Here is a 22,282-nt window from a genome sequence, read left to right as displayed (position 1 = left end):
GGATGTCGGGCTTTTCTCATATCGTTTCCACCGTACTTAAATACAAATCCAGAGAAGCTTCCACTTCTTTAGCAACCAATTCAATAAAATCCTCATAATCTTTTGTTGTGTGAGCCTTATCAAGTGCACTGTAATATGCTAAACGATTCTCCACTCGAATAATGATAGGTGGATATCCTGATTTCATCAACTCTAAATTCAGTAACAATCGAGAGGTTCGCCCGTTTCCATCGATAAAGGGATGAATTCCCACAAAGAGCGCGTGTAACATGGCCCCTCTTTCTACCGGATGCAATCCCTGAGCCTCTTCCTTGTACCACTGAATCAGACGTTCCATCTGCTCTGGAATTTTCATAGGAGAGGGGGGCGTATGAATTGCCCCTGAAATAAATACTTGTTGATCTCTATATACTCCTGCATAGCTATCATCAATCCCCTTAAGTACGAGACGATGCAGATTTTTAATTTGCCACTCGGAGAGGGTTTCTCCTGTTTGGACAATCTCTTCCACATAGCGAATCGCTTCTTGGTGATTAATAACTTCTAAGTGCTCTCTAAGTGTCTTGCCACCTACAGTAATCCCTTCTAGGACTACTTTGGTCTCTTGAAGAGTCAGTGTATTTCCTTCAATCGCATTGGAATTATAAGTCCATTCTAAAAATAGTTTCTCGCGTAAACTTTGGATGGAGTATGTTGGAAGAGGGCGCTTACTATCAAGCCGTTCTTTCTTTGCATTAATGATTTCGAACATGATCCCCCATCCCTTTCCAATAGTAGTGTCTTTAGTATATCCTACTTTTCTCGAATTCAAAAACCCCACCACCTCTCTAGGCAGCGGAGCTCTCCTCACTCTTCTTCTGTAGTCAATTCAATAAAAATACCCGTGGTTAAGACGATGACAAGAAACATGGAAACCAGCATCAAGAACATTCTACTCAACTCCTACCATGTGATAAATCCTTTAGAACCAGGCGGTGCATCTTGAATCATTTGAATGATTGGGACAGCGTACGCCACAAGGATCAACGCAAAGGCGATTCCAATCCAGACTTTCCAATCTTCGAAGATCTTCGGTGTTGCTTGTTTGTCACTCTCTGCTAATGGGAACTCTACAAATTCATGAGCTTCCACCGCTTTTGGTGAAATGAAAGCACTCATAATGACGATGTACAGGAGTAACATAGCCGATAAGAACAAGATGCTGCCTCCGACTGCCATCGTCACGTGGTTCGTCAAGATTCCATCAAACCACTCAAGTGCAGAAGGATGGTTGTTGTAGTTCGAGAAAGCTGTACGGCGAGGCGCTCCTAGAAGTCCTAAGATGTGCTGCGCTGTACTCATCAAAATCATCCCCACTGTCCAAGTTCCAATCTGGATGAACGCGAGCTTTTGCATCGTTTTCGAGAACTTGCGACCTGTCAGATACGGGATGATCCAGAACGTCAGTCCCATAAACGTCATCGCAACCGGTGTTCCTACGGTGATGTGGAAGTGACCGACGATCCAAAGCGTGTTATGGACAATCTCGTTTAGTTGGAAACTAGCATTGATGATTCCGCCAGCTCCTCCAGGAATGAAGAATGCCATCGCAATAAATAGGGACGTGAAACGTACGTCTTTCCAAGGTAGTTTTGTGAACCAGCCGAACAAGCCTTTTCCGCCATTTTTACGACCTGCACGCTCGAAGTTTGCAAACATCGAGAACGCTGTCATTAGTGATGGAATGATAACCATGAATGTTAAGACGACTTGGAAGAACTTCCAGAAGTTCGAGATCCCCGGCTCCATCAACTGGTGGTGGAATCCAACCGGAATCGAGAACAAGATGAATAGGATGAACGCTAAGCGAGCAAGCGCATCACTGAATACTGGAACACCGATGATTTTCGGTACGACCACATACCAAGCCATATAGGCTGGCAGCAACCAGAAGTATACAAGCGGGTGCCCGAAATACCAGAACAGTGAACGGCTCAACTCGACGTTAATCGTATCGACCCAACCGAATGCCCATGGGATGTACTGAAACAATACCGTCGCTACAACTCCAAGACACGCGATGATCCATAAAATAATTGTGGAAACCGTCATGAAAGCAAACAATGGACTTAATTCACCTGGGTTTGCTTTACGCCATTTCATATAATGGCCAACAAGGGCAAAACTCATGATCCAACTACCGACCACAAATAACGCAAGACCTACATAGTACCAACCGCTTGCCATCAGCGGCGCATAGAACGTATAGAGTACGGACGCTTTCCCGCTGACAATCATGACTGTCGCTAGGACGGTACCGGCAAGCATCACAACAAAACCGATCCAGTTCCACAGCAACACTTTCGGTCCGAATGCGCCTAAGCTTTTACTCATACCCGTGATAAAGAATGCAAAAATGAAGAAGGTTGTAAAAATAAGTGCGAGAAGCACGCCATGTGCCGTTAAGATCTGATAGTAATCCAACCATGCTGGAAGAACCAATTTATCGTTACGAATGAAAACTTGAAGCAATCCAGCTAAGGTTCCGATCAAGAAGGCTACATAGGCGACACCGATGTTCCAAAGGGCTAATTTACGATCTGCTGCTGCTATCATTCTTCTGTCACCTCAATTTCCGCGAACATATAATGGTGACCGGTTCCGCAGTATTCATTACATAGAATCAGATATTTTCCAGGCTCTTTAAATGTGTACGACTTAGTCGTCACTTGCCCTGGAACCACCATCATATTGACGTTTGTATTATCGATTGTAAAACTGTGTACAACATCCGTACTTGTGAGTTTGAAAATCACTTCTTTGCCGACTGGCACTTTCAGCTCCGGCGCTTCGTATGCGAAAGCCATAGCTACGATTGTTGCTTGATACGTGTCTTCGTCGAGTTGTTTAACACCCGGCTCATTGAACGGAGCCGTCTCTTTTACTTTCTCTGGATCAATCGTCTCGATACCACCCGCTGGTGTGTGCTGTTCATGAGAGAAGGCACTCACGCCCACAATGCTCAAGAACACGACGAGGGCCGCGATGCCGAACGTCATCCAGATCTTTTCATATTTATGAAGATGCATAGGTATTCTCCTTTTCGCTTAGTTTGCTAGATACATTAGGTAAACCGCCACCCACATGGCCACAATGACAAATCCCACAAAAAAGACACTGATCAATGTCCCTTTTAGATTCTCTTCTTGTACTTGCTGCTTCTTAGCCAATCCGTTCACCTCACCTAAGTTCTTGTTGTGTTAAGCGTAAAGCAATCCTATGCGGGTAACTGTGATATAAATCACACCTGTGACAAAAATCTACGACAAATGTGAAATTATTTCATACTTTTGTCAAACTTTGTCTGGTGGGGGTTGGGTGAGCGAGCGTTCATCTGCTTTGAGGCTGGTTTCTTCCGCATGCTTTGAGGTTTGTTCTGCATGTCTTATGGTTTCTTCTGCATGCGCGGGGATTTCTTCTCCATGCTTTGAGGTTTCTTCTCCATGCGCGGGGATTTCTTCTGCATGCTTTGAGGTTTCTTCTGCATGCGCGGGGATTTCTTCAACATCGAGGCTGGTTTCTTCTGCATCAAAGCGGATTTCTTCTACCTAACTCTCTTTGAGCATCCTCGGACGCAAAAAAACCACTTCCGGCTCGGAAGTGGTTCAGTATCATGCATTTAGTTAATCAATCCGGCACAGCGTCAACGGGCAGTGCTCACATTGAATTTCATTTTTTAAATAGTTCACATTACGGATCAGCAGCTTCCCATCCATCGTAGACACCACTTGCTGCTTCTTCAGATCCGCTAGCATCCGGTTCGTCACTTCACGGGCCATGCCGCAAAAGTTCGCCAGGTCTTGGTTCGTCAAATGGACATCAATCAGGATGCCATCGGCTTTCTCGACGCCGTAGCTATTGGTTAGTCGGATCAAAGTCGAATAAAGTGCGCCCTTCTTGCCATTCAATAGCAGGTCCCGGAAGCGTGTCTGCGTCTTTTGCTGGTTCAGACACATCCATTTCATAAACGCTGCCGCAAGCTTTGAGTTGTGTTGCAGCTCGTTCTCCAGCTCTTTGATTGGGAACAAGTAGCACGTCGCGTCTTCTTTCACTTTCGCATCGAGCATGTAATGGGCATCAGGTGAATACAAGTACACTTCACCAAGCAGTTGGCCTTCTCCGCAGATCCGGAGCGTCAACTCTCGCCCATCCGAACTCACTTTGTTAAGCTGCACCTTCCCTTTCGTCAGAAAGAACAGATGCTGGATCTTATCGCCTTCTTGGAACAAGTAACTATCTTTCGCGAAACTCTTCACATGATGCGGAAGCGCAAGCAATTCCTTCAAGTCCTCTGAAATCGTACCTTTTTCTACATACACGTGGGTCCACCTCCGATAGTTGCATTTATAATACCACTTTATACCATCGCATTCCGATTTGCTAGAGAATGTTTTCCTATTTTAAAGGACTTTTCATTACGGGTGGCGAAATATAAGTATGGAGAAAGGATGGGATGTAATTGACTACCCTACAGACATTTTTAAATGACTTTAATAACGAAACAGAACGCCTCTATAAAGTGGGTTCAGAAGCTTCCTGGATGGCTCAAACGACAGGCGAGGCCGAGTGGGCAGAGAAAGCTGGAGACGCAGACACGCAGTACAACCTGCTGTTCTCTTCGAAAGAGAAATACGAGCAGGTCCAGGCCTTCCTTGCTTCTGGCGAAGGAACAGAAATCGAGAAGCGCCAACTCGAGATTTTGTTTAATGACATGAAGAGCAACCAACTTCCGGAATCGATCATCGAAGATCTCGCGAAACGAGACGCAGAGCTGAACTTAGTGTTCAACACGTACTCACCTAAAGTAGATGGCAAAGCCTATTCTGCGAATGACATTCGGGAAGTCTTGATGACAAGCGAAGACCAGAAACTCCGTAAGAAGGTCTGGTTCGCTAGTAAAGAAGTCGGGCAAGCTGTCGAGAAAGATTTACTCGAACTCGTGAAGAAGCGCAACGAAGCAGCGCGCCTTCTTGGCTACAACGACTATCATGAGATGAGCTTCGAGTTGCAGGAACTGGACCGTGACGAAGTGTTCCGCATCTTCAATGATCTGGTCGAACAGTCCGATGATGCATACCGCGCAATGAAAGAGAAACTGGACGCGCGCCTAGCTAAGAAATTTGGTATCGCACCAGAAGACATTCGCCCGTGGCATTACGTGGATCCGTTCTTCCAAGAAGCTCCACCTTCGGATGAAACGAACTTGGACACGTTCTATAAAGGAAAAGACATCTTGCAACTGACGACAGATACATTCGATGCGATGGGCATCAAAGTGGATGACCTCTATGCGAAGAGCGACCTTTTCCCGCGAGACAAGAAGAATCCGACGGCTTTCTGTATGGATATCGACCGCTCTGGTGACGTCCGGGTGCTTTGTAATTTGAAAGAAGATGCGTACTGGTCAGAGACAAACTTGCATGAATTTGGCCACGCAGCGTATTTCAAATACCTCGACATGGACTTGCCGTTCACGCTCCGTACAAACAGCCACACGCTGACAACAGAGGCGATTGCGATGATGTATGGCAAGATGGGCAAAGACCCTCGCTGGTTGAGCCACTTCTTAGGAATGGACGAAGCGACAGTAAATGAGCTGACACCGGAACTTGAAGAGTTCCAACAACTGCAGATGCTGATTTCCATGCGCTGGATCGTGACGTTCGTGTACTTCGAAAGAGAACTGTATGCAAACCCGGATCAAGACTTGAACGCCCTGTGGTGGAAGACAGTGAACGATATCCAGCTCGTCACGCCACCTGAGGAAACGAATAACCCGGACTGGGCAGCGAAAATCCACTTCACGCTAGCTCCTGTCTACTACCAGAACTACCTATTGGGTGAACTGATGGCTGCACAACTGCAGCGCCACATCGAGACGCAGATCTCTCCAGAGTTTTTCACGAAAGAAGCGGGTGAGATGCTTCTGAACGACTTCTTCAAACCAGCCGCTCTTTATGACTGGAACGAAAAGATTCGTCGTGTGACAGGTGAGACATTGAACCCATCTCATTTTGTCGAGTTGTACTGTAAGAACTAAACACAAACGGTTGGCTCCTGTTTAGGGAACCAACCGTTTTTAGTTTTATGACACAACAAAACCTCTTAACTTTTTGCCTTACTCTTACCTATTCTTGTTAGAGCTGCGATTACTAGTACCACTATCAGAACAACGACATTAAATATAGTAGTGAATTGTTCATTATCGACGAAAATGTTTACTACTGTCGCAGCGATTAACAGGATTATAAATAAATTGTTTTGATGAAAGTGACTAATCATATAATCCCCACTTTTCCTGTTAGGTTATGTAGTTATTCCCCTATTACCATTTCTGTGATTTTCACAGTTTGAAGCTCTTTTTGAATCGTATGTATGGATGTAATGGTATTTCTAGATTGTTCTTCTAATTTAGTCGGCAAGTCTTGAATTTTTTCTTTAGAAGTCTTAATATCTTCTTCAATCTCTTTATCTACTTCCTCAGCTTCCGCCTTTTCATTTTCATCTTTCCAAAATTGAACAGCTTCAAATAATTCCTTACTAGTTTCGGTAGGATTGTTTAAAAAGTCTGCCACGCTATTAGTTGTTTCAACGATATCAGAGGAAAATTCTAGCAGTTCATGAGCCTCGTTTGTGAGATTTTTTAGCTCTTCCATTCTATAAACTAAGTTGGAATTTAACTCTTTATCAATATCTAATAAATAATCGATATTCTTTTCTTTTTGATATTCCCCATATAAGTTTGAGATTTTCGCATGTGACTCTTGCATATCTTTTTGAATTACTGTTAGATTTTCCATATTGAGTAGAACTAAGTCTATCTCTGCTAACTTAACTTGAGCAACCTCTAATTTATTACTAAATCTATCAATATAACCTATTCTTGTAACTACATTCACATTTCTTGCAATCGATATAGCGGTATTAACTTTTTCTGATACATCTCTTATTGGTTGCAAGCTATTTTCAACTATTGTTATGTTTTCACTTACCAATTTTATATCTTCACTATATGTTTCCAAGTCACTAAGTATTTCTGGAATCTCCGCTTCAATAACTTCTAGTGATTGATTCCGAGCTTTTGTCATTTCTTCTTTCATTTCTTCTACTTCACCGGAATCTGACGCAAAGCTTCTTTCGCCCCACTGACTTGCTGAATATCCAACCACTCCTGAAACGACTATAGAGGAAACTATAGTGATGGGGAACAAATACTTCTCCCAAATGCTCTTTTTCGAACTCATTTCTAATCTTGTTTCTTCCGATTCCATTTTCCTTACCCCCTGTTCGGTAAACGTCCACTTCACAACTCTCTATTTATCTCCGAAATACTAGTTGTATGGAGAATTTTTCTATTCCCTATATACACCATATAAATTTTCAACCAAAATTGATATAGCAATGTCAATGAAATGAAAAATTTTCTCATGGATCGTTTTTTATCTAGAATTCAATCCCTTTTGACACACCACACAAAAACTTCCGTCTAATAAGCAAAGACCTTAAAAGGGGGATCAAAGACGAATGCAAAGCAATCAAGAAACGATATCCGATTGGTTCTATCTCTACAGCCAAGAGATTTACAACTTTTTAGTGTATTACACCGGAACTAGGGATGTGGAGGATTTGGTACAGGAAGTGTTTATTAAAGCGGGCAAAGGCCTCGGGAGCTACCGGAAAGAAGCCAGTCCGAAGACTTGGCTCATGCGTATTGCACGAAATGTTGCGATCGACAAAGCTCGAACAAAAGAGACGCGACTTAGTCGTCTCTCTCTTCCTTGGCAAGACAGCTCAAATCATCGGCAGACCAGCTCTTCTCCTGAACAGATTCTATTAGAGAATGAGGAAAAGTCTGAACTGTACCAGTTGATCAACCAGCAGAAAAAGAAGTTTCGAGACGTGTTGATTTTACGAGGCATCCAAGGCCTCTCGGTCAGCGAAACAGCCCTGATTTTAGACTGCAAGGAAACGGCTGTCAGGACCAACTACCACCGCGCAATTCAAGCACTGAAAAATGAACCGAATTGGAGGGACTTGTATGAACGATCAACACCACACAGCCGACACCAAACTTGATGCATTTCCAACGTACCGGATGAGTGAATCCGCACAGCACCGCATTCATCAAAATGTGATGAAGGCTCTCGAGCAACAAGCTCCTAAACAAAAGCTTACTCGAGGCATCTCGCCTCGCATAACTGCTGGTCTTATTGCTATTGCTGCACTTTTCATTCTAACGATTCTATCTCTTAACATGCTTCAGACATCACCAAATACAGCGATAGAAACGCCACCAGCTCCGACTGAACCAACTGTGCCTATTGTGAGTGGCGAAGACGAAGAAGAACCCGAACCGTTTGATCCTGCCGCACTCGAGCAACGGGCGAACGCCATCCTTCAAGCGCTGGACAGACGAGACATGGCTACACTTGCAGGCTACGTACATGAAGAGAAAGGACTCCTATTATCCCCTTACCTTTCGGTGTCCGATTCGACCGTCCGCTTCTCGCAACCAGAGATTGCGACTCTTCTTGATGACGAGGCAACGTATCTGTGGGGGTATGGAGAAGCCAATACGGATATCCGCACGACGCCTGCTGAGTACTTTGAACAGCATCTTCAAGTCGAGCGCTTCTTTGAAGCAGACGAGGTATTAGTCGACACTACAAGCCCAGAATCTGATCCGACGAACTACTTGAGTTCTGTATTTCCGGATGCAAAAGTCGTAGAGTTCTATACTGCGGGCACGGAGCAATATAGCGGGCTCGATTGGCGTAGTCTCCATATGGTATTTGAACAAGAAGAAGCGAGTGGCGAGTGGCGTCTTATCGCTCTCATCAACAACCTGTTTACACCTTAACTCCAAACAAAACCACCAAAACTTTAAAAGTCTGGTGGTTTCTTTTAGCTAGTTATACAAATGACAAGCCACAAAATGCCCTGGCTTCTGTTCTTTCCAAGCCGGCTTCTCTGCAGCACAGACATCCATTGCATACGGGCAGCGTGTTCGGAACACACACCCGGATGGGGGATTGATTGGGCTCGGTAGCTCGCCTTTTAACAAAATACGCTGGCGGGATTCTTCGACGTCCGGATCCGGAATCGGGATAGCTGATAACAATGCCTGCGTATACGGGTGCAGGGGTTCTTCGTAGAGTTGGTCGCTCGTGGTCAGTTCGACCATGTGACCGAGGTACATCACGCCGATACGGTCGGAGATGTACTTGACCATCGACAGGTCATGGGCGATGAACAGATACGTCAAACCCTTTTCTTTCTGCAGCTTTTGAAGCAGCTTGACGACTTGCGCCTGGACGGATACGTCGAGTGCCGAAATTGGTTCGTCCGCTATGATGAATTCTGGGTCAAGTGCTAAGGCACGGGCAATCCCGATTCGCTGACGCTGACCACCTGAGAATTCATGCGGATAGCGGTTGGCGTGGTCACGGTTCAAGCCGACGTCTTCGAGTAACGTGTAGACGCGTTCTTGGACTTCTTTTTTCGTCTTGTAGAGCCCGTGGATCTGCATCGGTTCTGCGATGATTTCAAAGACGGTGGAGCGTGGGTTCAACGATGCGTATGGATCTTGGAAGATCATCTGCATCTTTCTCAGGAACGCCTGACGCTCGTCACCTGTCATCTCATGGACCTGCTGACCTTCGTAGGCGACGGCGCCTTCTGTCTTGTTGTACAAGCCTAAAATCGTTCGGCCCGCTGTGGATTTCCCACAACCCGATTCTCCAACGAGGCCAAACGTTTCGCCTCGTTGGATCTCAAAGGAAATGCCGTCCACGGCTTTTAATGTCTGGTTGCTACCGACGTCGAAATGACGTTTCAAGTTGTCTACTGTCAATAATGCCTCTTTCGTCACAACGTCACCCCTTCTCTCACACGTGCAAAGCGTCTCACTGCGCACAGCTCTTTCACAAATTTCGTACCTTCTAATGTTCGGATTTCAATCGACTGCCCTGTTGACGGTGAATGGATCATTTGTCCGTTACCGGAATAGATGCCGACGTGGCGCACACTGCCTGTGCCTTCATCGTTCGCAAAGAACAACAGGTCTCCTAGTTGCCATTCGCTCTGATCCTCTTTGTTTACTTCTAATCCTGCTACTGCCTGGTCGCTCGCATCTCGCGGAATCAAATAGCCTGCCGCTTTTGTCATCTGGTAGCTGAAGCCTGAGCAGTCGTAGCCGTAGCTCGACATGCCTCCCCAGAAGTAGGGTAGGTCAAGGAACGGAAGTGCCAGCTTCACGATGGCTTCTCCGTCTAGTTTCGGGAATGCATCAAGAGCCGTTACAAGTTCGATATCGGATGTTGCTAGCAGCGCTTCTCCATGAGGAGTTTGCACCACCGTGAATTCTTCCGACACCCCACTCACGCGAAGTATAGTGTTAAACGATAGAACTAGGAGCGGCTGCTTCTGCGTTGTCCAGAGCTGAGCCCTACCCACTTTCACTCTCGCGAATTGTTGTGGAGTGCTTTGCTCGACTTCCGCAAGCTGTTTCACTGGAACCCATCCTGGATAGCCGCGTTCATCTTTTTTCGACGCCTGCCACGGACAGACGACTTTTGCCCAGTCCCCTTCAACCGAGTCGACGATAACTGGCTCCCCGTAAAGAAGTTGCGTCTGCACGCGGTTGCCATCGCACAGGTCGAGTAGTTCTTCGTAGCGCATCTTCTCTATCCATTTGTTCAACTGCACCGGATGCTCAAGCCCGAACTGGTCGATTTCTCGCGGTGCTTCAGGTGACGTCCACACGGTTGCTACGGAGACCGCGCATACCCAATTCGTTGTCATAGTCATTCCCCCGTTCTTCATTCGTTCGTACATCTGTCACACCAAGTCCTGACGCGTCGGAGAACCGAATCGTTCTTCCTTGGTATATGATGCCGCCCTTTACAATGTCCTCAGATAACATCAAAGACGCATCGAAATCGAATCGCGTGATGTTCGGCTGGCTCGCTGCAAAATGAGAAGCCGCGGTGATGCCAAGTTTGGTCTCAATCATGCTGCCGACCATGCAGGGTACGCCGAAGCTCTCTGCGAGTGTGTTGATTTTCTTCGCTTGATAGATGCCGCCTGCCTTCATCAGTTTTATGTTGATCAGGTCCGCTGCACGGAGCTGCAAGACGCGTAAGGCATCATGTGGTGAAAAGATACTTTCGTCCGCCATGATGGGTGTATCTACGTGATCCGTGACGTACTTCAAGCCGTCGATGTCGTGTGCTTTGACTGGTTGTTCAATTAGCTCGATATCGAGTCCTTTGTCTTCCATCGTGCGGATAGCGCGGACAGCTTCTCGCGGTGACCATCCCTGGTTTGCATCTAAACGAATCAAGACGGATGGATCTACGACCTGTCGAATCGCTCGGATGCGCTCGATGTCTTTTTGAATTTCGTCGATGCCAACTTTGACTTTCAGTACATTGAAGCCATTTTCGATATAGCGCTTCGCGTCTTCTGCCATCTCTTCCGGTCCGTTAACGCTGACCGTAAAGTCGGTCTCGATCTCACTCCGGTAGCCGCCGAGTAGTTCGACGAGGGGTTGATTAACGAGCTGACCAAGCAAGTCATGAAGAGCCATATCGACGGCTGCCTTCGCACTCGAATTGCCTACGAGTGACCGGTGCAGCTTACTAAAGATGCGTTCCGCATGCCGCAGGTCTTCTCCGATAAGTTGAGGTGTAAACACTGAGTTAATCGCAAACAGGATGCTCGCAAGCGAGTCACCTGTGATGACGTGTGTCGGAGGGGCTTCTCCCCAGCCGACTGCTCCGTCTCGAGTCGTGATTTTCACGATGACGGTTTCCGCTACTGTGACCGTGCGGAGGGCCGTTTTAAATGGTTTGATGAGCGGCACAGCGGCCACCTGCGTTTCAATCGAATGAATCAGCAACGGTCAAACTCCTTCCTTACTGGACTCCCGGTTGGAGTGTTAATGTTTTAGCATCTGCATCGAGCTTTGCTTCGACCCCTAACGGAATCGCAAAGTGCGGCTCACAGTGGCCAATCTTGAAGCCACTGACAACGGGCTTCTCTAAACGGCCAACATACTGTTCAAGGACTTGATCGAGCGTCAGAGACGTCTTGCGCTTCTTCGGTTCTGCTTTTGCGAAGTCTCCGACCACAATCCCTGCTGCGTCATCGAGTTTCCCTGCCTGGCGCAGTTGGTTCAGCAAGCCGTCCACTCGGTACGGTTCTTCATCGATGTCTTCAATGAACAACAGCTTTCCTTTTGTATCGATCTCGTACTCCGTCCCTAACGAGTTCACGAGGAGCGACAAATTGCCCCCGACGATCATCCCTTCAGCAACGCCACCGTGATAGACGTTCAGAGGAGCAATGTCTTCTGTATAGTGCAGCTCTTTTGGTTCGAACAACTGATAGAACTGGTTGCGCGACAGCTCTTGGAAGTTGTCGGTTCCTACGTCTGATGCAAGCATCGGTCCGTGGAATGTGACGACGTCCGCGAACTTGCCGAAGACGGTATGTAAAATCGTGATATCGCTGTAGCCCCAAAGGACTTTTGGATTGTCTTTCATCAATTCTGCATCGATTCGTTCAGCGTAACGCGCGGCTCCAAACCCGCCTCCCGCACAGATGATGCCTTTGACTTCTGGGTCACGCAAGGCGTCATGCAGATCTTCAAGGCGTTCGTCATCTGTTCCTGCGAGATAACCATAAACGTTCTCGACGTGTTTCCCCATCTTGACCTTCAGTCCGAGCTCATCAAGAAACGGGAGCGCTCGTTTAAGATTCTCTAAGTTCGGCGGACTTGACGGTGCGATGACCGCTACGGTATCTCCTTGTTGCAACCTGTTTGGACGCATTCTCATGTTGTCTTCCTCCTAGTTCTGGCCTTCTGACAGAAAAGGATACATCCTTTTCTCTAAGAAAAACAGAAGGGGCGCCACTCGTGTGGCGCACACCTCTATTCGTTTTTATCTGCCCATTTCAACTCGAGGTACCCAACCGGGTGACGCACGATTCCTGAAACAGATGGTTTTTCTAAGCTTACTTGGTTGTAGAAGTGAATCGGGAAGATCGGAGCTTCGTCAAACAAGATTTGTTCTGCTTGTTTCAGCATTTCCCAGCGCGCTTCTGCGTCTGTTTCTTGTTTCGCATCCGCAATCAGCTTATCGAATTCTTCGTTCGACCAGCCTGTACGGTTCATAGAGGAACCTGTGATAAAGCTCTCGATTGCATTCACTGGATCTGCGTAGTCATGCAAGAACGAAGAACGAGACAATTGGTACTTCAGTTCTTTCTGCTCTGATGCAAACACGCTTGCTTCTACGTTTTGAAGCTTCGTATCGACGCCTAGTGCATCTTTAAACTGTGCTTGTAGAGCTTCTGCAATCTTTTGGTGCGTATCAGAAGTTGAATACGTCAATGTCACTTCAGGAAGTGTTGACCAGCCTTCTTCTTTCATGCCTTCTTCTAACAATGTCTTCGCTTTTTCTGCGTTCGTCATGACGAGGTCGCCCACTTCTTCACGGAAGTCGCCACCACTTGGACCAGTAAATCCATAAGATACGAAACCGTGTGCTGGTTTTTCACCATTCTTCGTAACGAACTCCACGATTTCTTGTTGGTTTACAGCCATCGCAAAGGCTTTACGTACTTTCTCATTCGTGAACGGTTCCATAGTCGTGTTGAAACGGTAGAAGTACGTCCCTGCCTGATCTTCATTTGTTACTTCATCGCTTGTCATCAATTCTTCTGCAAGTTCAGCTGGTACAGCTGACACGTCTAGCTCATTTGATTCGTACATTTGGTACTCAGTGTTGGAGTCATTGACCATTGCCCACTCGACTTTATCGAGTTTTACAGTCTCTGCATCCCAGTAGTTTTCATTTTTCTCAAAGACCATTTTTGCATCATGTTCCCATGAAGCCAGCTTGAATGGTCCGTTCCCTACGAATGATTCCGCGTCTGCAAACCACTTGTCATTTTCCGTAGCCACTTTTTCATTGACTGGGAAGAAGCTTGGGTTCGTTATGATGTTCAAGAACGCATCTGTTGGAGCTGTTAATTTCACTTCGAATGTCTTTTCATCGACTGCTTTGATCGCTACGTCTTCTGCAGTCCCTTCGCCCGTATTGAATGCTTCTGCGCCTTCAATAAAGTAGCCAAGGAATGCTGCTGGTGATGCTGTGTTTGGATCTAACATACGAGTCCAGCCGTAAACGAAGTCACCTGCTGTGACAGGGTCACCGTTTGACCATTTCGCATCTTCACGGATAGTAAACGTATACGTTAAGCCGTCTTCAGAAACATCGATTGTCTCTGCTGTAGCTTCGTGAGGCAGGTCATCTTCACCTAAGCGCGTCAAACCTTCCATCAAATTGTTCAGTGCGTTCCAAGATACCGCGTCAAACCCAACAGATGGATCAAACGTCGTCGGCTCAGAACCGTTGTTCAAGTACAATACTTTTTCTGCTGCGGTCTCTTCTCCGCCAGCCGGGTCTTTTTCTGTTGTGTCTTTTCCTGCATCATCGTTCGCAGTACATGCAGCAAGCATTATAGCTACGAAAGCTGTGAACAGTAGTACTAACCATTTCTTCATCGTATAAAATCCCCCTTGTCCTCTTTTTTTATGTGAATGCACGGCTGTGCTTTCATCCCCTTAGTACGTTATGCTTCCCAAAGCTGTTTGGCTCGTTCGTCTTGCAGCCAGCAATCCACTGCGTGTGTCTTCGTCAAAGTCGTTGTGGCCGGATGGACATGCTCACATACTGTCATCGCAAACGGGCAGCGTGCCGTGAACGGACAGCCTTTTGGCGGTGCGAACAGGTCCGGCGGTGTGCCATCAATAGGTTGGAGCTCTTCTTCCAAAAGATCGAGACGCGGTACCGAGTTCAGTAACCCTTGTGTGTACGGGTGCTGCGGCGTGTAGAAGATTTCCCGCTTGTCCCCAATCTCAATGATCTTTCCTGCATACATGACGGCGATGCGGTCGGCAATCTTGGCGACGACACCGAGGTCATGTGTGATCAGCACAATCGAGACGCCCGTCTTCGCTTGAATCTCTTCAAACAGTTCCAAAATCTGTGCTTGGATGGTCACATCGAGTGCTGTCGTCGGCTCATCTGCAATCAGTAGTTCCGGTTCACAGATCAGCGCGATGGCAATGACGATACGCTGGCGCATCCCTCCAGAGAATTGGTGCGGATACTGCTTCAAGCGTTCCGCTGGATTTGGAATCCCGACCAAATTCAGCATCGCAAGTGCCTTTTCTTTCGCCTCAGACTTCGAGACCTTGAAGTGGGTGCGTACCCCTTCCATCAATTGCTCCCCGATAGTGAGCGTCGGGTTGAGAGCGGTCATCGGGTCCTGGAAAATCATCGAGATATCGACTCCCTGAATCTTACGCAGTTCTTTTTTCGTCAGCGTCGTCAGCTCGCGTCCTTTGAACTGGACTTTCCCGTCCGAGATACGCCCTGGTGGCTGCGGAATCAAACCCATAATGGCGTTTGACGTCACGGACTTGCCGCATCCTGACTCGCCAACGATGGCAAGTGTCTCGCCTTTATACAGGTCGAACGAGACTCCTCGCACCGCTTGTACGGTTCCTCCAAACGTCGTGAAGGACACGTGCAGGTTTTCTACTTCGAGGACTTTCTCAGTCGATACGACTTTTCGGTGTTTCTGTACCGTTTGCTTTACGTTTACTAATTCTTGCTCGGATCGCTCGGCATCTAGCTGCTTCTCGCGCTCCATTTCTTTTACTGCCGCAAGCTGTTGTTCATTGTTCATCGTTGTCACCCCCTCAGCTTCGGATCCAGTGCATCTTGCAGCCCGTCACCTAGTACATTAAATGCAAACATCGTCACGGAGATAAAGAACGCCGGGAAGAACAGGCGCCACCAGTCTCCGGACAAGATGACCGGCAACGCGTCACTTGCCATCACACCCCAGCTCGCATACGGTGCGGAAATCCCGAGTCCTAAGAAACTAAGGAACGCTTCTGCGAAGATGGCACTTGGTACTGTCAATGTCATCTGTACGATGATCGGTCCCATCGTATTCGGTAGTAAGTTCTTGCGAATGATTCGTGGCGTGCTCGCACCGAATGATTTCGATGCCGTCACGAATTCATAGTTTTTGATCTGCAGGACCTGCCCCCTAACAATTCGAGCCATCCCTACCCAACCGGTCACGGTCAAGGCGACAATGATGGTCGTCAAACTCGCTCCCATCACAACCATCAATAAGATAACGACTAGTAAGTGTGGCAGACCGTAAAGCACTTCGATGATGCGCATCATAAATGAATCCGTTCTACCACCTTTGTAACCACTAAAGCCTCCGTAGATGATTCCTATGAAGAAATCAATCAATGCGGCCATCAAACCAACAAAAAGAGAAATCCGGGCTCCGTACCAAGTTCGTGTAAACACGTCTCGTCCGGCGTCGTCCGTTCCAAACCAATGCGAAGCAGACGGCGGCTGGTTTTGATTCGGGTAATCTACTTGCGTCACCGAATAGGGCGACAAAATCGGTGCAAAAATTGCGAATAAGGCTAGTAAGGCTAAGAAAATCAAGCCCGTCATAGCGAGTTTGTTTTTCTGAAGGCGGCGCCACGCATCTTTCCAATACGAAAGGGACGGGCGGACGACTTCTTCCGCTTTCTCTAAATCTTTGTTCTTCTTTTGAAACCACTCATCTGGAATGGTCTGTTGCGGTAGTGCTGCTTCCCGAAGGTTCGTCATTACGCCTCACCTTCTTTCTTATGTAGTTTGATTCGTGGGTCCAGGAAGCCATAGACGATATCGACCAGGAACAACATAAATACTAAGAAGGAACTGTAAAATACCGTTGTTCCCATGATGACCGGGTAATCGCGGTTGTTGATGCTTTCCACGAAGTATTTTCCCATCCCCGGAATCGCAAAGATTTTCTCGATGACGAATGTCCCTGTTAAAATTCCTGCAAGCATCGTCCCCATAATGGTGACGACTGGCATCAACGCGTTACGCAGTGCATGCCTTGCAATGATGCGGAAAGGACTCAACCCTTTCGCCCGCGCCATCTTGATGTAATCCTGTGTCAATACTTCGAGCATCGAGGACCGTGTTAGACGTGCGATGATGGCCATCGGACCCGTGGCGAGTGCGGCGACGGGCAAAATCATATGGAGCGGACTCGACCAGGTAGCCGGCGGCAAGATGTTCCAGTCAACGGCAAGCTTCTGAATGAGTAGCGTAGCTAGCACGAAGTTTGGAATCGAGATGCCAAATACCGCAAACGTCATCGCCGCGTAATCAATCACGCCATTATGTCGTAGTGCTGCAAACGTGCCAAGTAAAATCCCTGAGATCACAGCGACCAAGATGGTCGTCATCCCCAGTTCGAAGGAGATCGGGAACCCCCTCGCGAGCAGTTCATTGACCGACTCGTTCGGCTTTTTGATGGACGGTCCAAAATCAAACGTCACAATCGATTTTAAATAATATGCGTACTGCACCGGCAGTGGTTGGTCGAGCTTGTAAAAGCGTTCCAAGTTCTCTTGGATGGCCTCATTTGTCGTCCGTTCTTCATTAAACGGAGAGCCCGGGATGGAGTGCATTAAAACAAACGTCAGCGTCGCAATGATCAAAATCGTGGCAATCATCATGACGAAGCGTTTCAATGTGTACTTGAGCATAAGCTTCCCCCTTTAACAAAATGTTGTCTGCATCGCCAGTTCCACCATCACGAGCATGGCACGATAGGCTTCTAATATATCTTTTGCTTCGAATTTCACAATGGTCGTTCCTTCAATGATTTCGCACCCTGGCATAAGTGCTGCCCATTCGGCTTGCCCGTAGTTAGCAAATTCTATGCGAAGCGTCGGATTTTTAGGCGGCACCAGTGGCTGCACCTTGTCTTTATTCGCAACCGCTTTTTGGACTTGTTCTCTGAGTAGCTCTTGTGCCATCGACGGCACCAAAGTTTGGACGGCTTGACGAGTAATCGATTTTTTCACGGCGACTGTCGTCACATTCGGAATCAGCGCTTCCGCTTCTCGACATGCTCCGTCGTCTCCAGCTACCATAATGACAGGAACGCCAAAGTGACCGGCGACATAGGCATTGAAACCGAGTTCCCCGATTTCCACGTCATCGATATACATCGTGCGCACACCAAAGATCATCGTATGGCTCATCACACCCGGCATTCCTGCACGCGCGTGATATCCGGCAAAGATGGCTCCGTCGTATGAGGCATCCAGAGACTGTACCATTGAATACGGTTTTACCGCACCCGTGATCAGCTCCGCTGCTGGGTTCAATTCTTCAACTAGGAGATTGTTCATTTTGGAATGGCTGTCGTTCACTAAAATCGAGGTGGCCTTCGCTTTGAGGAGACCTTCAATAATGGCGTTGGCTTCATCGGTCATGATGCGCCGTGCCCGTTCGTAGTTATGTTTGGAAGAATCGACAAATGTGTGATCCGGTAGTCCTGTGATGCCTTCCATGTCGACTGAAATGAAGTATTTCATTGGGTCCTCCTGGTAAATTTTCTAGTTGTATGTAGTATTTCTTCCTTCTGTCACCACTTTAGCAGAATATTTTGAATTTTACATCGGAATGTTGCCCTATATTTTCGTTTTCCGAAGGATTCAAGCAAACTCTTTTATCATTTGCAATCCAACTATTCTCTTATGTTCCTAGCCACAAAGTTCAAGAATAAAATAAAAAAAACACAAATCCTAAATGCTTAGGATTTGTGAAAATTCATGAAATCGCTGACTTTTCTTAAAATGTGCATCTCTTTAATTCGGATTCGAGCTCCCCTAAGTCGCGACAAACTGACTCTCAATACGAATCGATTTTCCCACCAAGCGAGTGTGTTCAATATATAGCCTAACGAATCCGCATTGTATTTCCCTGCAATCTTCTGATAAGCAAGCAGTTCAAACTGGTTATCGGAATCAAAATCGACTGGATAAAGGCCACTGAGTGGGTTAACAAATCCCGTGATCGGACTCTTCAGTTTGCCATTCTTATAGTAAATGTCATTTAAATACTCAGGATCTCTTGTAGAGATATCGATGATGATGTCATCGACGCCATCTCCTGTAAAATCCCCTAAGAAAATCGTAGGATTGTACCCTGCATTTTCCTGAAGCGGGATGCGCGTCACTCTGCCAGATCTCCCGTCCTGAATGTGCAGGGTGATGTGTTGAACAAAAGGACTTTTTGGTGTCGTGACGCCAGTTAAAGTAGACCGTGTCCGGAATCGTTCCCCGGTCACGTCTCCACATGCTAATACTACGACCCTGGAGGGATTCCAACCCCCTTGAGCAAACTCACTAATCATCTCGTACTCCTTTGCATACATTTATTAGCGTTCTCTAAATGTATGCATGGGCCTTCGAAATGGTTCTTTTACAAGGACTTAACTCGATAATTCCCGAATCGTCTCCGCCAGTAGCAGCGCGCGCTTTGGAATCGACTCAATCAAAATATTTTCGCCTTCGTTGTGCATCTTATCACCGATTGGCCCCATACCGTCTATCGTCGCCACGCCTAAATACGATGGGAACGAGGCGTCCGAACCGCCACCTGTATGAGTATCTTTGACTTTGATGCCGTGTCTTTCGCCCACAGTACGGATGATTCCAAGTAGTTTCTGATTCTTTTCATTAAATTCCATCGGCGGGCGATTGATGCCGCCTTCTAAATCAATGCTCGTACCTTCCACATCAGGTACCGAAGCAATCTTCTCGATCTGCTTTGTAAGCTCAAGTCCCTGCTGCTTGTTGCGGACACGAATATCGACATAGCCGACTGCGGAATCGGGGATGATATTGATCGACTTGCCGCCTTCAATTCTTCCCACGCTCACAGAAATGCCTTTGTCATGATCGGATAGTTTATGAAGCTTCGTAATCTTATGAGCCAGCTCTTCAATAGCGCTGATCCCTTCTTTAGGTGCGACTCCAGAGTGCGCTGACTTCCCTTTCACTTTAAAAATGTAGCGTCCTCCTCCGCGACGAGAAGAGACGATAGAACCGTCTTTCCTAGCAGGTTCCATCACAAGGGCATAATCTACGACCTTAGCCCATTTTTCTATCAACTTGCGAGACGTGCGAGACCCAATCTCTTCGTCTGCGTTTAGAATGATCACCACATTGTTGAGCGTTTCCGGTGTCACTTCTTTTAAGTACTTCATCGCATACACCAGATTAATCAAGCTGGCTTTCATGTCTGCAACTCCTGGGCCGTATGCGTGTTTCCCTTTTATTTTAAACGGACGCTCCTTTGCCGTTCCTTCTGGAAACACCGTATCCATGTGAGCAATCAGCAACACTTTCGGCTCGGTCGCTTCCGGATGTCGAATCACTAAGTTATTTCCAAGCTTTTTATTTTCATGGACGTCTACCTGAAAGCCCAATTCTCTATATTCTTTAGCAAGTCGCTTCCCTACTTCATCGACACCCGCCTTATATCGGGACCCGCTATCGATGTTTACAAGCTCGGCAAGCTTCTCCAACATTTCGGGTAAATGCGATTTAAAATAATCCATGGTCATTCTCCCCTTATTACTTATTTTATCTCTATAAACTAGCTACTACTATTTCCGATCATTGTGCCCTCTTAAAAATAGGCAGTCTCTTATGTTTATTTTCCCGGATTTTTATTTCATGAAACTATTTTCTCATATGGTCTCTCCAGTCAAAACCCATGCAGACAGACTTAATCCTGCAAAATGACTTTCCACATCGATTTGGAGTACCATTACATTATCCCATAAAGTAGTCATCTATGATTCGACAACAGGCTTCGAAAGGAATAAGGTGGAGTTGTTGGAACACATTAAATCAATGGGAGGAATCTAGAGATGATCATCGTAACAAATCGCATCAAGATGAAATCCGGTTTCGCTGAAAAGATGGCGCCGATGTTTACGAAACCAGGTGCCCTACAACAAATGGACGGCTTTGTAAAAGTCGAAGTGTGGATCACCCAAAACCTTACGGAGTACGATGAACTAAACGTCAATATGTACTGGAACATGATGGAGGACTTCACGCAGTGGAAAAACAGCGACGCATTCAAAGAATCTCATTCCCGTTCAGGAAATAGCGGCGAAGAGTCCCCAATGCTAGGAAGGTAGATCATCATTTCGGAAGTGGCTTCTACTTTGGAAGCGGCGAAGTAATAAGGGAAGGTGCCTACTTGTGTGGATGCCTTTTTTTGTTGGAGATTTTTATTTGGATTTGGAATTATCTTGCACATAACTGTGGTAGAATAAGGAAAATGTGATGGGAGGTAAATATGATACATTCTAACGCGAACTTGAAAGGCCTTTTTTGGTTTTCTGCAATCGGCTTAGTGATTTCGAGTGCTTTAAACTTTCCAACTGTATTTTTTGATTCGTATATTTCCAAATATATTTTCCTGATTTCGTTATTTGTATTAAATTTTTTCTTTGCGATGATCTTCACTCTTTATTTTAGAAAAAACGTACTCAAAGTCTTTTTCATTTCGCTGTTTCTTACTACGTTAGGAATTGTATTACATGCCTTTATAGAATGGGGAGAAACTAGCTTTATGAGGTTTTTCACTTTACCAGCCCTGGCTTTCTATATCCTCGCTAACTCTATTTACATCACGAGCATCTCTTTTATTTTCAAATCAAAAGTCACTTTCCGTGATGGTCGGATTCGTGTGCGTTCATAAAATAAATTTAAATTACTCCTACCTTAAGGAAACGAGTAATACATAAAAGTTTCTGCTTTCTTGTCACAACTTTCCGCTTGTCTCGTCTTGAGTAGTAAAAGGATGAAGAGAATCATAATAAATACACCGCCTAAATAAGTTCAATACATTCTAAATTACAGTGATTTCGCGTAGTCACTTCCCCTTGATATAACTTCTATAAATCAAATTCACGCAAATCGTTGTTAGTAAAAAATCTGTGACTGGCGTTTCGGTTTTTAATGTTATTGCCAGTACGTAAAAAATCACTATCGACAATAAGATAGTTACTCCTAAATGCACTAACCCTGAATTACTTTTATCCATGGCTATTAGACTCCTAACTCCGTAATTTAGAAGATTTCACTTCTGTTCTTCTTATTAATTCCGCGCATCAAGATACAATCGTCTTTTTTAGACTGTGTTTCCTTAGACTTATTGATTAATCTAAGTATATCATCCCACCGATAAGAAACAATCAGATAAAGGTATTAAGAGTAAAATATTCCAATTAACCAATAATAAAACACGAATCTCCTCTCGCA

At 46.2% G+C, this 22,282-nt stretch carries 22 protein-coding genes; 4 read left to right on the top strand and 18 right to left on the bottom strand.

Features of this window, described 5'->3' with window-relative positions:
- Positions 1-16: 16 nt before the first annotated feature.
- The 6 genes from CQS04_RS09340 to CQS04_RS09320 form a co-directional block, all read right to left on the bottom strand.
- Entirely contained in the window at positions 17-751 is a 735-nt protein-coding gene (locus CQS04_RS09340; RefSeq protein ID WP_100354164.1) for a Fic family protein, read from the bottom strand.
- Between the two features lie 191 nt (positions 752-942).
- Entirely contained in the window at positions 943-2,595 is a 1,653-nt protein-coding gene (locus CQS04_RS09335; protein ID WP_100353893.1) for a b(o/a)3-type cytochrome-c oxidase subunit 1, read from the bottom strand.
- Entirely contained in the window at positions 2,592-3,068 is a 477-nt protein-coding gene (locus tag CQS04_RS09330) for a cytochrome c oxidase subunit II (protein ID WP_100353892.1), read from the bottom strand. Before CQS04_RS09330 ends, CQS04_RS09335 begins: the two co-directional genes overlap by 4 nt.
- Positions 3,069-3,086: 18 nt before the next feature.
- The gene (locus tag CQS04_RS09325; RefSeq protein WP_100353891.1) at positions 3,087-3,209 is read right to left on the bottom strand and encodes a cytochrome C oxidase subunit II; all 123 of its coding nucleotides are present in this window, start codon (positions 3,207-3,209) and stop codon (positions 3,087-3,089) included.
- A gap of 215 nt (positions 3,210-3,424) precedes the next feature.
- The gene (locus CQS04_RS13805; protein ID WP_165775506.1) at positions 3,425-3,568 is read right to left on the bottom strand and encodes a hypothetical protein; all 144 of its coding nucleotides are present in this window, start codon (positions 3,566-3,568) and stop codon (positions 3,425-3,427) included.
- A gap of 94 nt (positions 3,569-3,662) precedes the next feature.
- A complete protein-coding gene (locus tag CQS04_RS09320; RefSeq protein ID WP_100354163.1) occupies positions 3,663-4,337 on the bottom strand; it encodes a Crp/Fnr family transcriptional regulator in 675 nt (224 codons plus the stop codon).
- A 161-nt stretch (positions 4,338-4,498) separates the two neighbouring features.
- Between CQS04_RS09320 and CQS04_RS09315 the strand changes: the two genes are divergently transcribed.
- On the top strand, positions 4,499-6,079 hold the full coding sequence (locus CQS04_RS09315; protein WP_100353890.1) for a M2 family metallopeptidase: 1,581 nt from the start codon (positions 4,499-4,501) through the stop codon (positions 6,077-6,079).
- 274 nt (positions 6,080-6,353) lie between these two features.
- Here the strand turns inward: CQS04_RS09315 and CQS04_RS09310 are convergent, their stop codons facing one another.
- The gene (locus CQS04_RS09310) at positions 6,354-7,310 is read right to left on the bottom strand and encodes a hypothetical protein (protein ID WP_100353889.1); all 957 of its coding nucleotides are present in this window, start codon (positions 7,308-7,310) and stop codon (positions 6,354-6,356) included.
- A 253-nt stretch (positions 7,311-7,563) separates the two neighbouring features.
- Between CQS04_RS09310 and CQS04_RS09305 the strand changes: the two genes are divergently transcribed.
- Both CQS04_RS09305 and CQS04_RS09300 read left to right on the top strand, forming a co-directional pair.
- Positions 7,564-8,115, top strand: coding sequence for an RNA polymerase sigma factor (locus CQS04_RS09305; protein ID WP_100353888.1), 552 nt, complete (start codon positions 7,564-7,566; stop codon positions 8,113-8,115).
- Positions 8,078-8,899, top strand: coding sequence for a hypothetical protein (locus CQS04_RS09300; RefSeq protein ID WP_100353887.1), 822 nt, complete (start codon positions 8,078-8,080; stop codon positions 8,897-8,899). The genes CQS04_RS09305 and CQS04_RS09300 overlap by 38 nt, the downstream gene beginning before the upstream one ends.
- Before the next feature lie 48 nt (positions 8,900-8,947).
- On the opposite strand, the gene CQS04_RS09295 is transcribed toward CQS04_RS09300, so the two are convergent.
- The 11 genes from CQS04_RS09295 to CQS04_RS09245 form a co-directional block, all read right to left on the bottom strand.
- Positions 8,948-9,910: an ABC transporter ATP-binding protein gene (locus CQS04_RS09295; protein ID WP_100353886.1), complete on the bottom strand. Its 963-nt coding sequence runs from the start codon at positions 9,908-9,910 to the stop codon at positions 8,948-8,950.
- Positions 9,907-10,842 carry a C40 family peptidase gene (locus tag CQS04_RS09290; protein ID WP_342745768.1) on the bottom strand — a complete coding sequence of 312 codons (936 nt, stop codon included), beginning with the start codon at positions 10,840-10,842 and terminating at the stop codon, positions 9,907-9,909. Before CQS04_RS09290 ends, CQS04_RS09295 begins: the two co-directional genes overlap by 4 nt.
- Positions 10,787-11,941 carry a mandelate racemase/muconate lactonizing enzyme family protein gene (locus tag CQS04_RS09285; RefSeq protein WP_100353884.1) on the bottom strand — a complete coding sequence of 385 codons (1,155 nt, stop codon included), beginning with the start codon at positions 11,939-11,941 and terminating at the stop codon, positions 10,787-10,789. Before CQS04_RS09285 ends, CQS04_RS09290 begins: the two co-directional genes overlap by 56 nt.
- A 16-nt stretch (positions 11,942-11,957) precedes the next feature.
- Complete coding sequence (locus CQS04_RS09280; RefSeq protein ID WP_100353883.1) at positions 11,958-12,881, bottom strand: S66 peptidase family protein; 924 nt, start codon at positions 12,879-12,881, stop codon at positions 11,958-11,960.
- A 95-nt stretch (positions 12,882-12,976) separates the two neighbouring features.
- A complete protein-coding gene (locus tag CQS04_RS09275) occupies positions 12,977-14,614 on the bottom strand; it encodes a peptide ABC transporter substrate-binding protein (protein WP_100353882.1) in 1,638 nt (545 codons plus the stop codon).
- A 68-nt stretch (positions 14,615-14,682) separates the two neighbouring features.
- Positions 14,683-15,804, bottom strand: a complete 1,122-nt coding sequence (locus CQS04_RS09270) for an ABC transporter ATP-binding protein (RefSeq protein ID WP_245858793.1) — start codon at positions 15,802-15,804, stop codon at positions 14,683-14,685.
- A 5-nt stretch (positions 15,805-15,809) separates the two neighbouring features.
- On the bottom strand, positions 15,810-16,760 hold the full coding sequence (locus tag CQS04_RS09265) for an ABC transporter permease (RefSeq protein ID WP_100353881.1): 951 nt from the start codon (positions 16,758-16,760) through the stop codon (positions 15,810-15,812).
- Positions 16,760-17,695 (bottom strand): ABC transporter permease, encoded by a 936-nt coding sequence (locus tag CQS04_RS09260; protein ID WP_100353880.1) that lies wholly within the window; start codon positions 17,693-17,695, stop codon positions 16,760-16,762. The genes CQS04_RS09265 and CQS04_RS09260 overlap by 1 nt, the downstream gene beginning before the upstream one ends.
- Positions 17,696-17,707: 12 nt before the next feature.
- Positions 17,708-18,532 (bottom strand): M55 family metallopeptidase, encoded by an 825-nt coding sequence (locus CQS04_RS09255; RefSeq protein ID WP_100353879.1) that lies wholly within the window; start codon positions 18,530-18,532, stop codon positions 17,708-17,710.
- A gap of 218 nt (positions 18,533-18,750) precedes the next feature.
- Positions 18,751-19,374 carry a VCBS repeat-containing protein gene (locus CQS04_RS09250; protein WP_217349715.1) on the bottom strand — a complete coding sequence of 208 codons (624 nt, stop codon included), beginning with the start codon at positions 19,372-19,374 and terminating at the stop codon, positions 18,751-18,753.
- 57 nt (positions 19,375-19,431) lie between these two features.
- On the bottom strand, positions 19,432-20,562 hold the full coding sequence (locus CQS04_RS09245; protein ID WP_100353878.1) for a M20 family metallopeptidase: 1,131 nt from the start codon (positions 20,560-20,562) through the stop codon (positions 19,432-19,434).
- 315 nt (positions 20,563-20,877) lie between these two features.
- Between CQS04_RS09245 and CQS04_RS09240 the strand changes: the two genes are divergently transcribed.
- Positions 20,878-21,153 carry a heme oxygenase gene (locus CQS04_RS09240; protein ID WP_100353877.1) on the top strand — a complete coding sequence of 92 codons (276 nt, stop codon included), beginning with the start codon at positions 20,878-20,880 and terminating at the stop codon, positions 21,151-21,153.
- Positions 21,154-22,282 lie beyond the last annotated feature (1,129 nt).

The sequence above is a fragment of the Chryseomicrobium excrementi genome (assembly GCF_002798305.1).
GTDB classification, from domain to species: Bacteria; Bacillota; Bacilli; order Bacillales_A; family Planococcaceae; genus Chryseomicrobium; species Chryseomicrobium excrementi.
The sequence above is the reverse complement of the archived record's forward strand: the minus strand, read 5'-3'. Positions and strand labels throughout refer to the sequence as shown.

Coding starts and splice junctions, on each gene's coding strand:
- CQS04_RS09250 (WP_217349715.1), bottom strand. CDS start 19,374: ATGTATGCAAAGGAGTACGAGATGATTAGTGAGTTTGCTCAAGGGGGT.
- CQS04_RS09310 (WP_100353889.1), bottom strand. CDS start 7,310: ATGGAATCGGAAGAAACAAGATTAGAAATGAGTTCGAAAAAGAGCATT.
- CQS04_RS09305 (WP_100353888.1), top strand. CDS start 7,564: ATGCAAAGCAATCAAGAAACGATATCCGATTGGTTCTATCTCTACAGC.
- CQS04_RS09265 (WP_100353881.1), bottom strand. CDS start 16,760: ATGACGAACCTTCGGGAAGCAGCACTACCGCAACAGACCATTCCAGAT.
- CQS04_RS09255 (WP_100353879.1), bottom strand. CDS start 18,532: ATGAAATACTTCATTTCAGTCGACATGGAAGGCATCACAGGACTACCG.
- CQS04_RS09300 (WP_100353887.1), top strand. CDS start 8,078: ATGAACGATCAACACCACACAGCCGACACCAAACTTGATGCATTTCCA.
- CQS04_RS09240 (WP_100353877.1), top strand. CDS start 20,878: ATGATCATCGTAACAAATCGCATCAAGATGAAATCCGGTTTCGCTGAA.
- CQS04_RS09290 (WP_342745768.1), bottom strand. CDS start 10,842: ATGACAACGAATTGGGTATGCGCGGTCTCCGTAGCAACCGTGTGGACG.
- CQS04_RS09245 (WP_100353878.1), bottom strand. CDS start 20,562: ATGGATTATTTTAAATCGCATTTACCCGAAATGTTGGAGAAGCTTGCC.
- CQS04_RS09340 (WP_100354164.1), bottom strand. CDS start 751: ATGTTCGAAATCATTAATGCAAAGAAAGAACGGCTTGATAGTAAGCGC.
- CQS04_RS09260 (WP_100353880.1), bottom strand. CDS start 17,695: ATGCTCAAGTACACATTGAAACGCTTCGTCATGATGATTGCCACGATT.
- CQS04_RS09275 (WP_100353882.1), bottom strand. CDS start 14,614: ATGAAGAAATGGTTAGTACTACTGTTCACAGCTTTCGTAGCTATAATG.
- CQS04_RS13805 (WP_165775506.1), bottom strand. CDS start 3,568: ATGCAGAAGAAACCAGCCTCGATGTTGAAGAAATCCCCGCGCATGCAG.
- CQS04_RS09280 (WP_100353883.1), bottom strand. CDS start 12,881: ATGAGAATGCGTCCAAACAGGTTGCAACAAGGAGATACCGTAGCGGTC.
- CQS04_RS09335 (WP_100353893.1), bottom strand. CDS start 2,595: ATGATAGCAGCAGCAGATCGTAAATTAGCCCTTTGGAACATCGGTGTC.
- CQS04_RS09330 (WP_100353892.1), bottom strand. CDS start 3,068: ATGCATCTTCATAAATATGAAAAGATCTGGATGACGTTCGGCATCGCG.
- CQS04_RS09270 (WP_245858793.1), bottom strand. CDS start 15,804: ATGAACAATGAACAACAGCTTGCGGCAGTAAAAGAAATGGAGCGCGAG.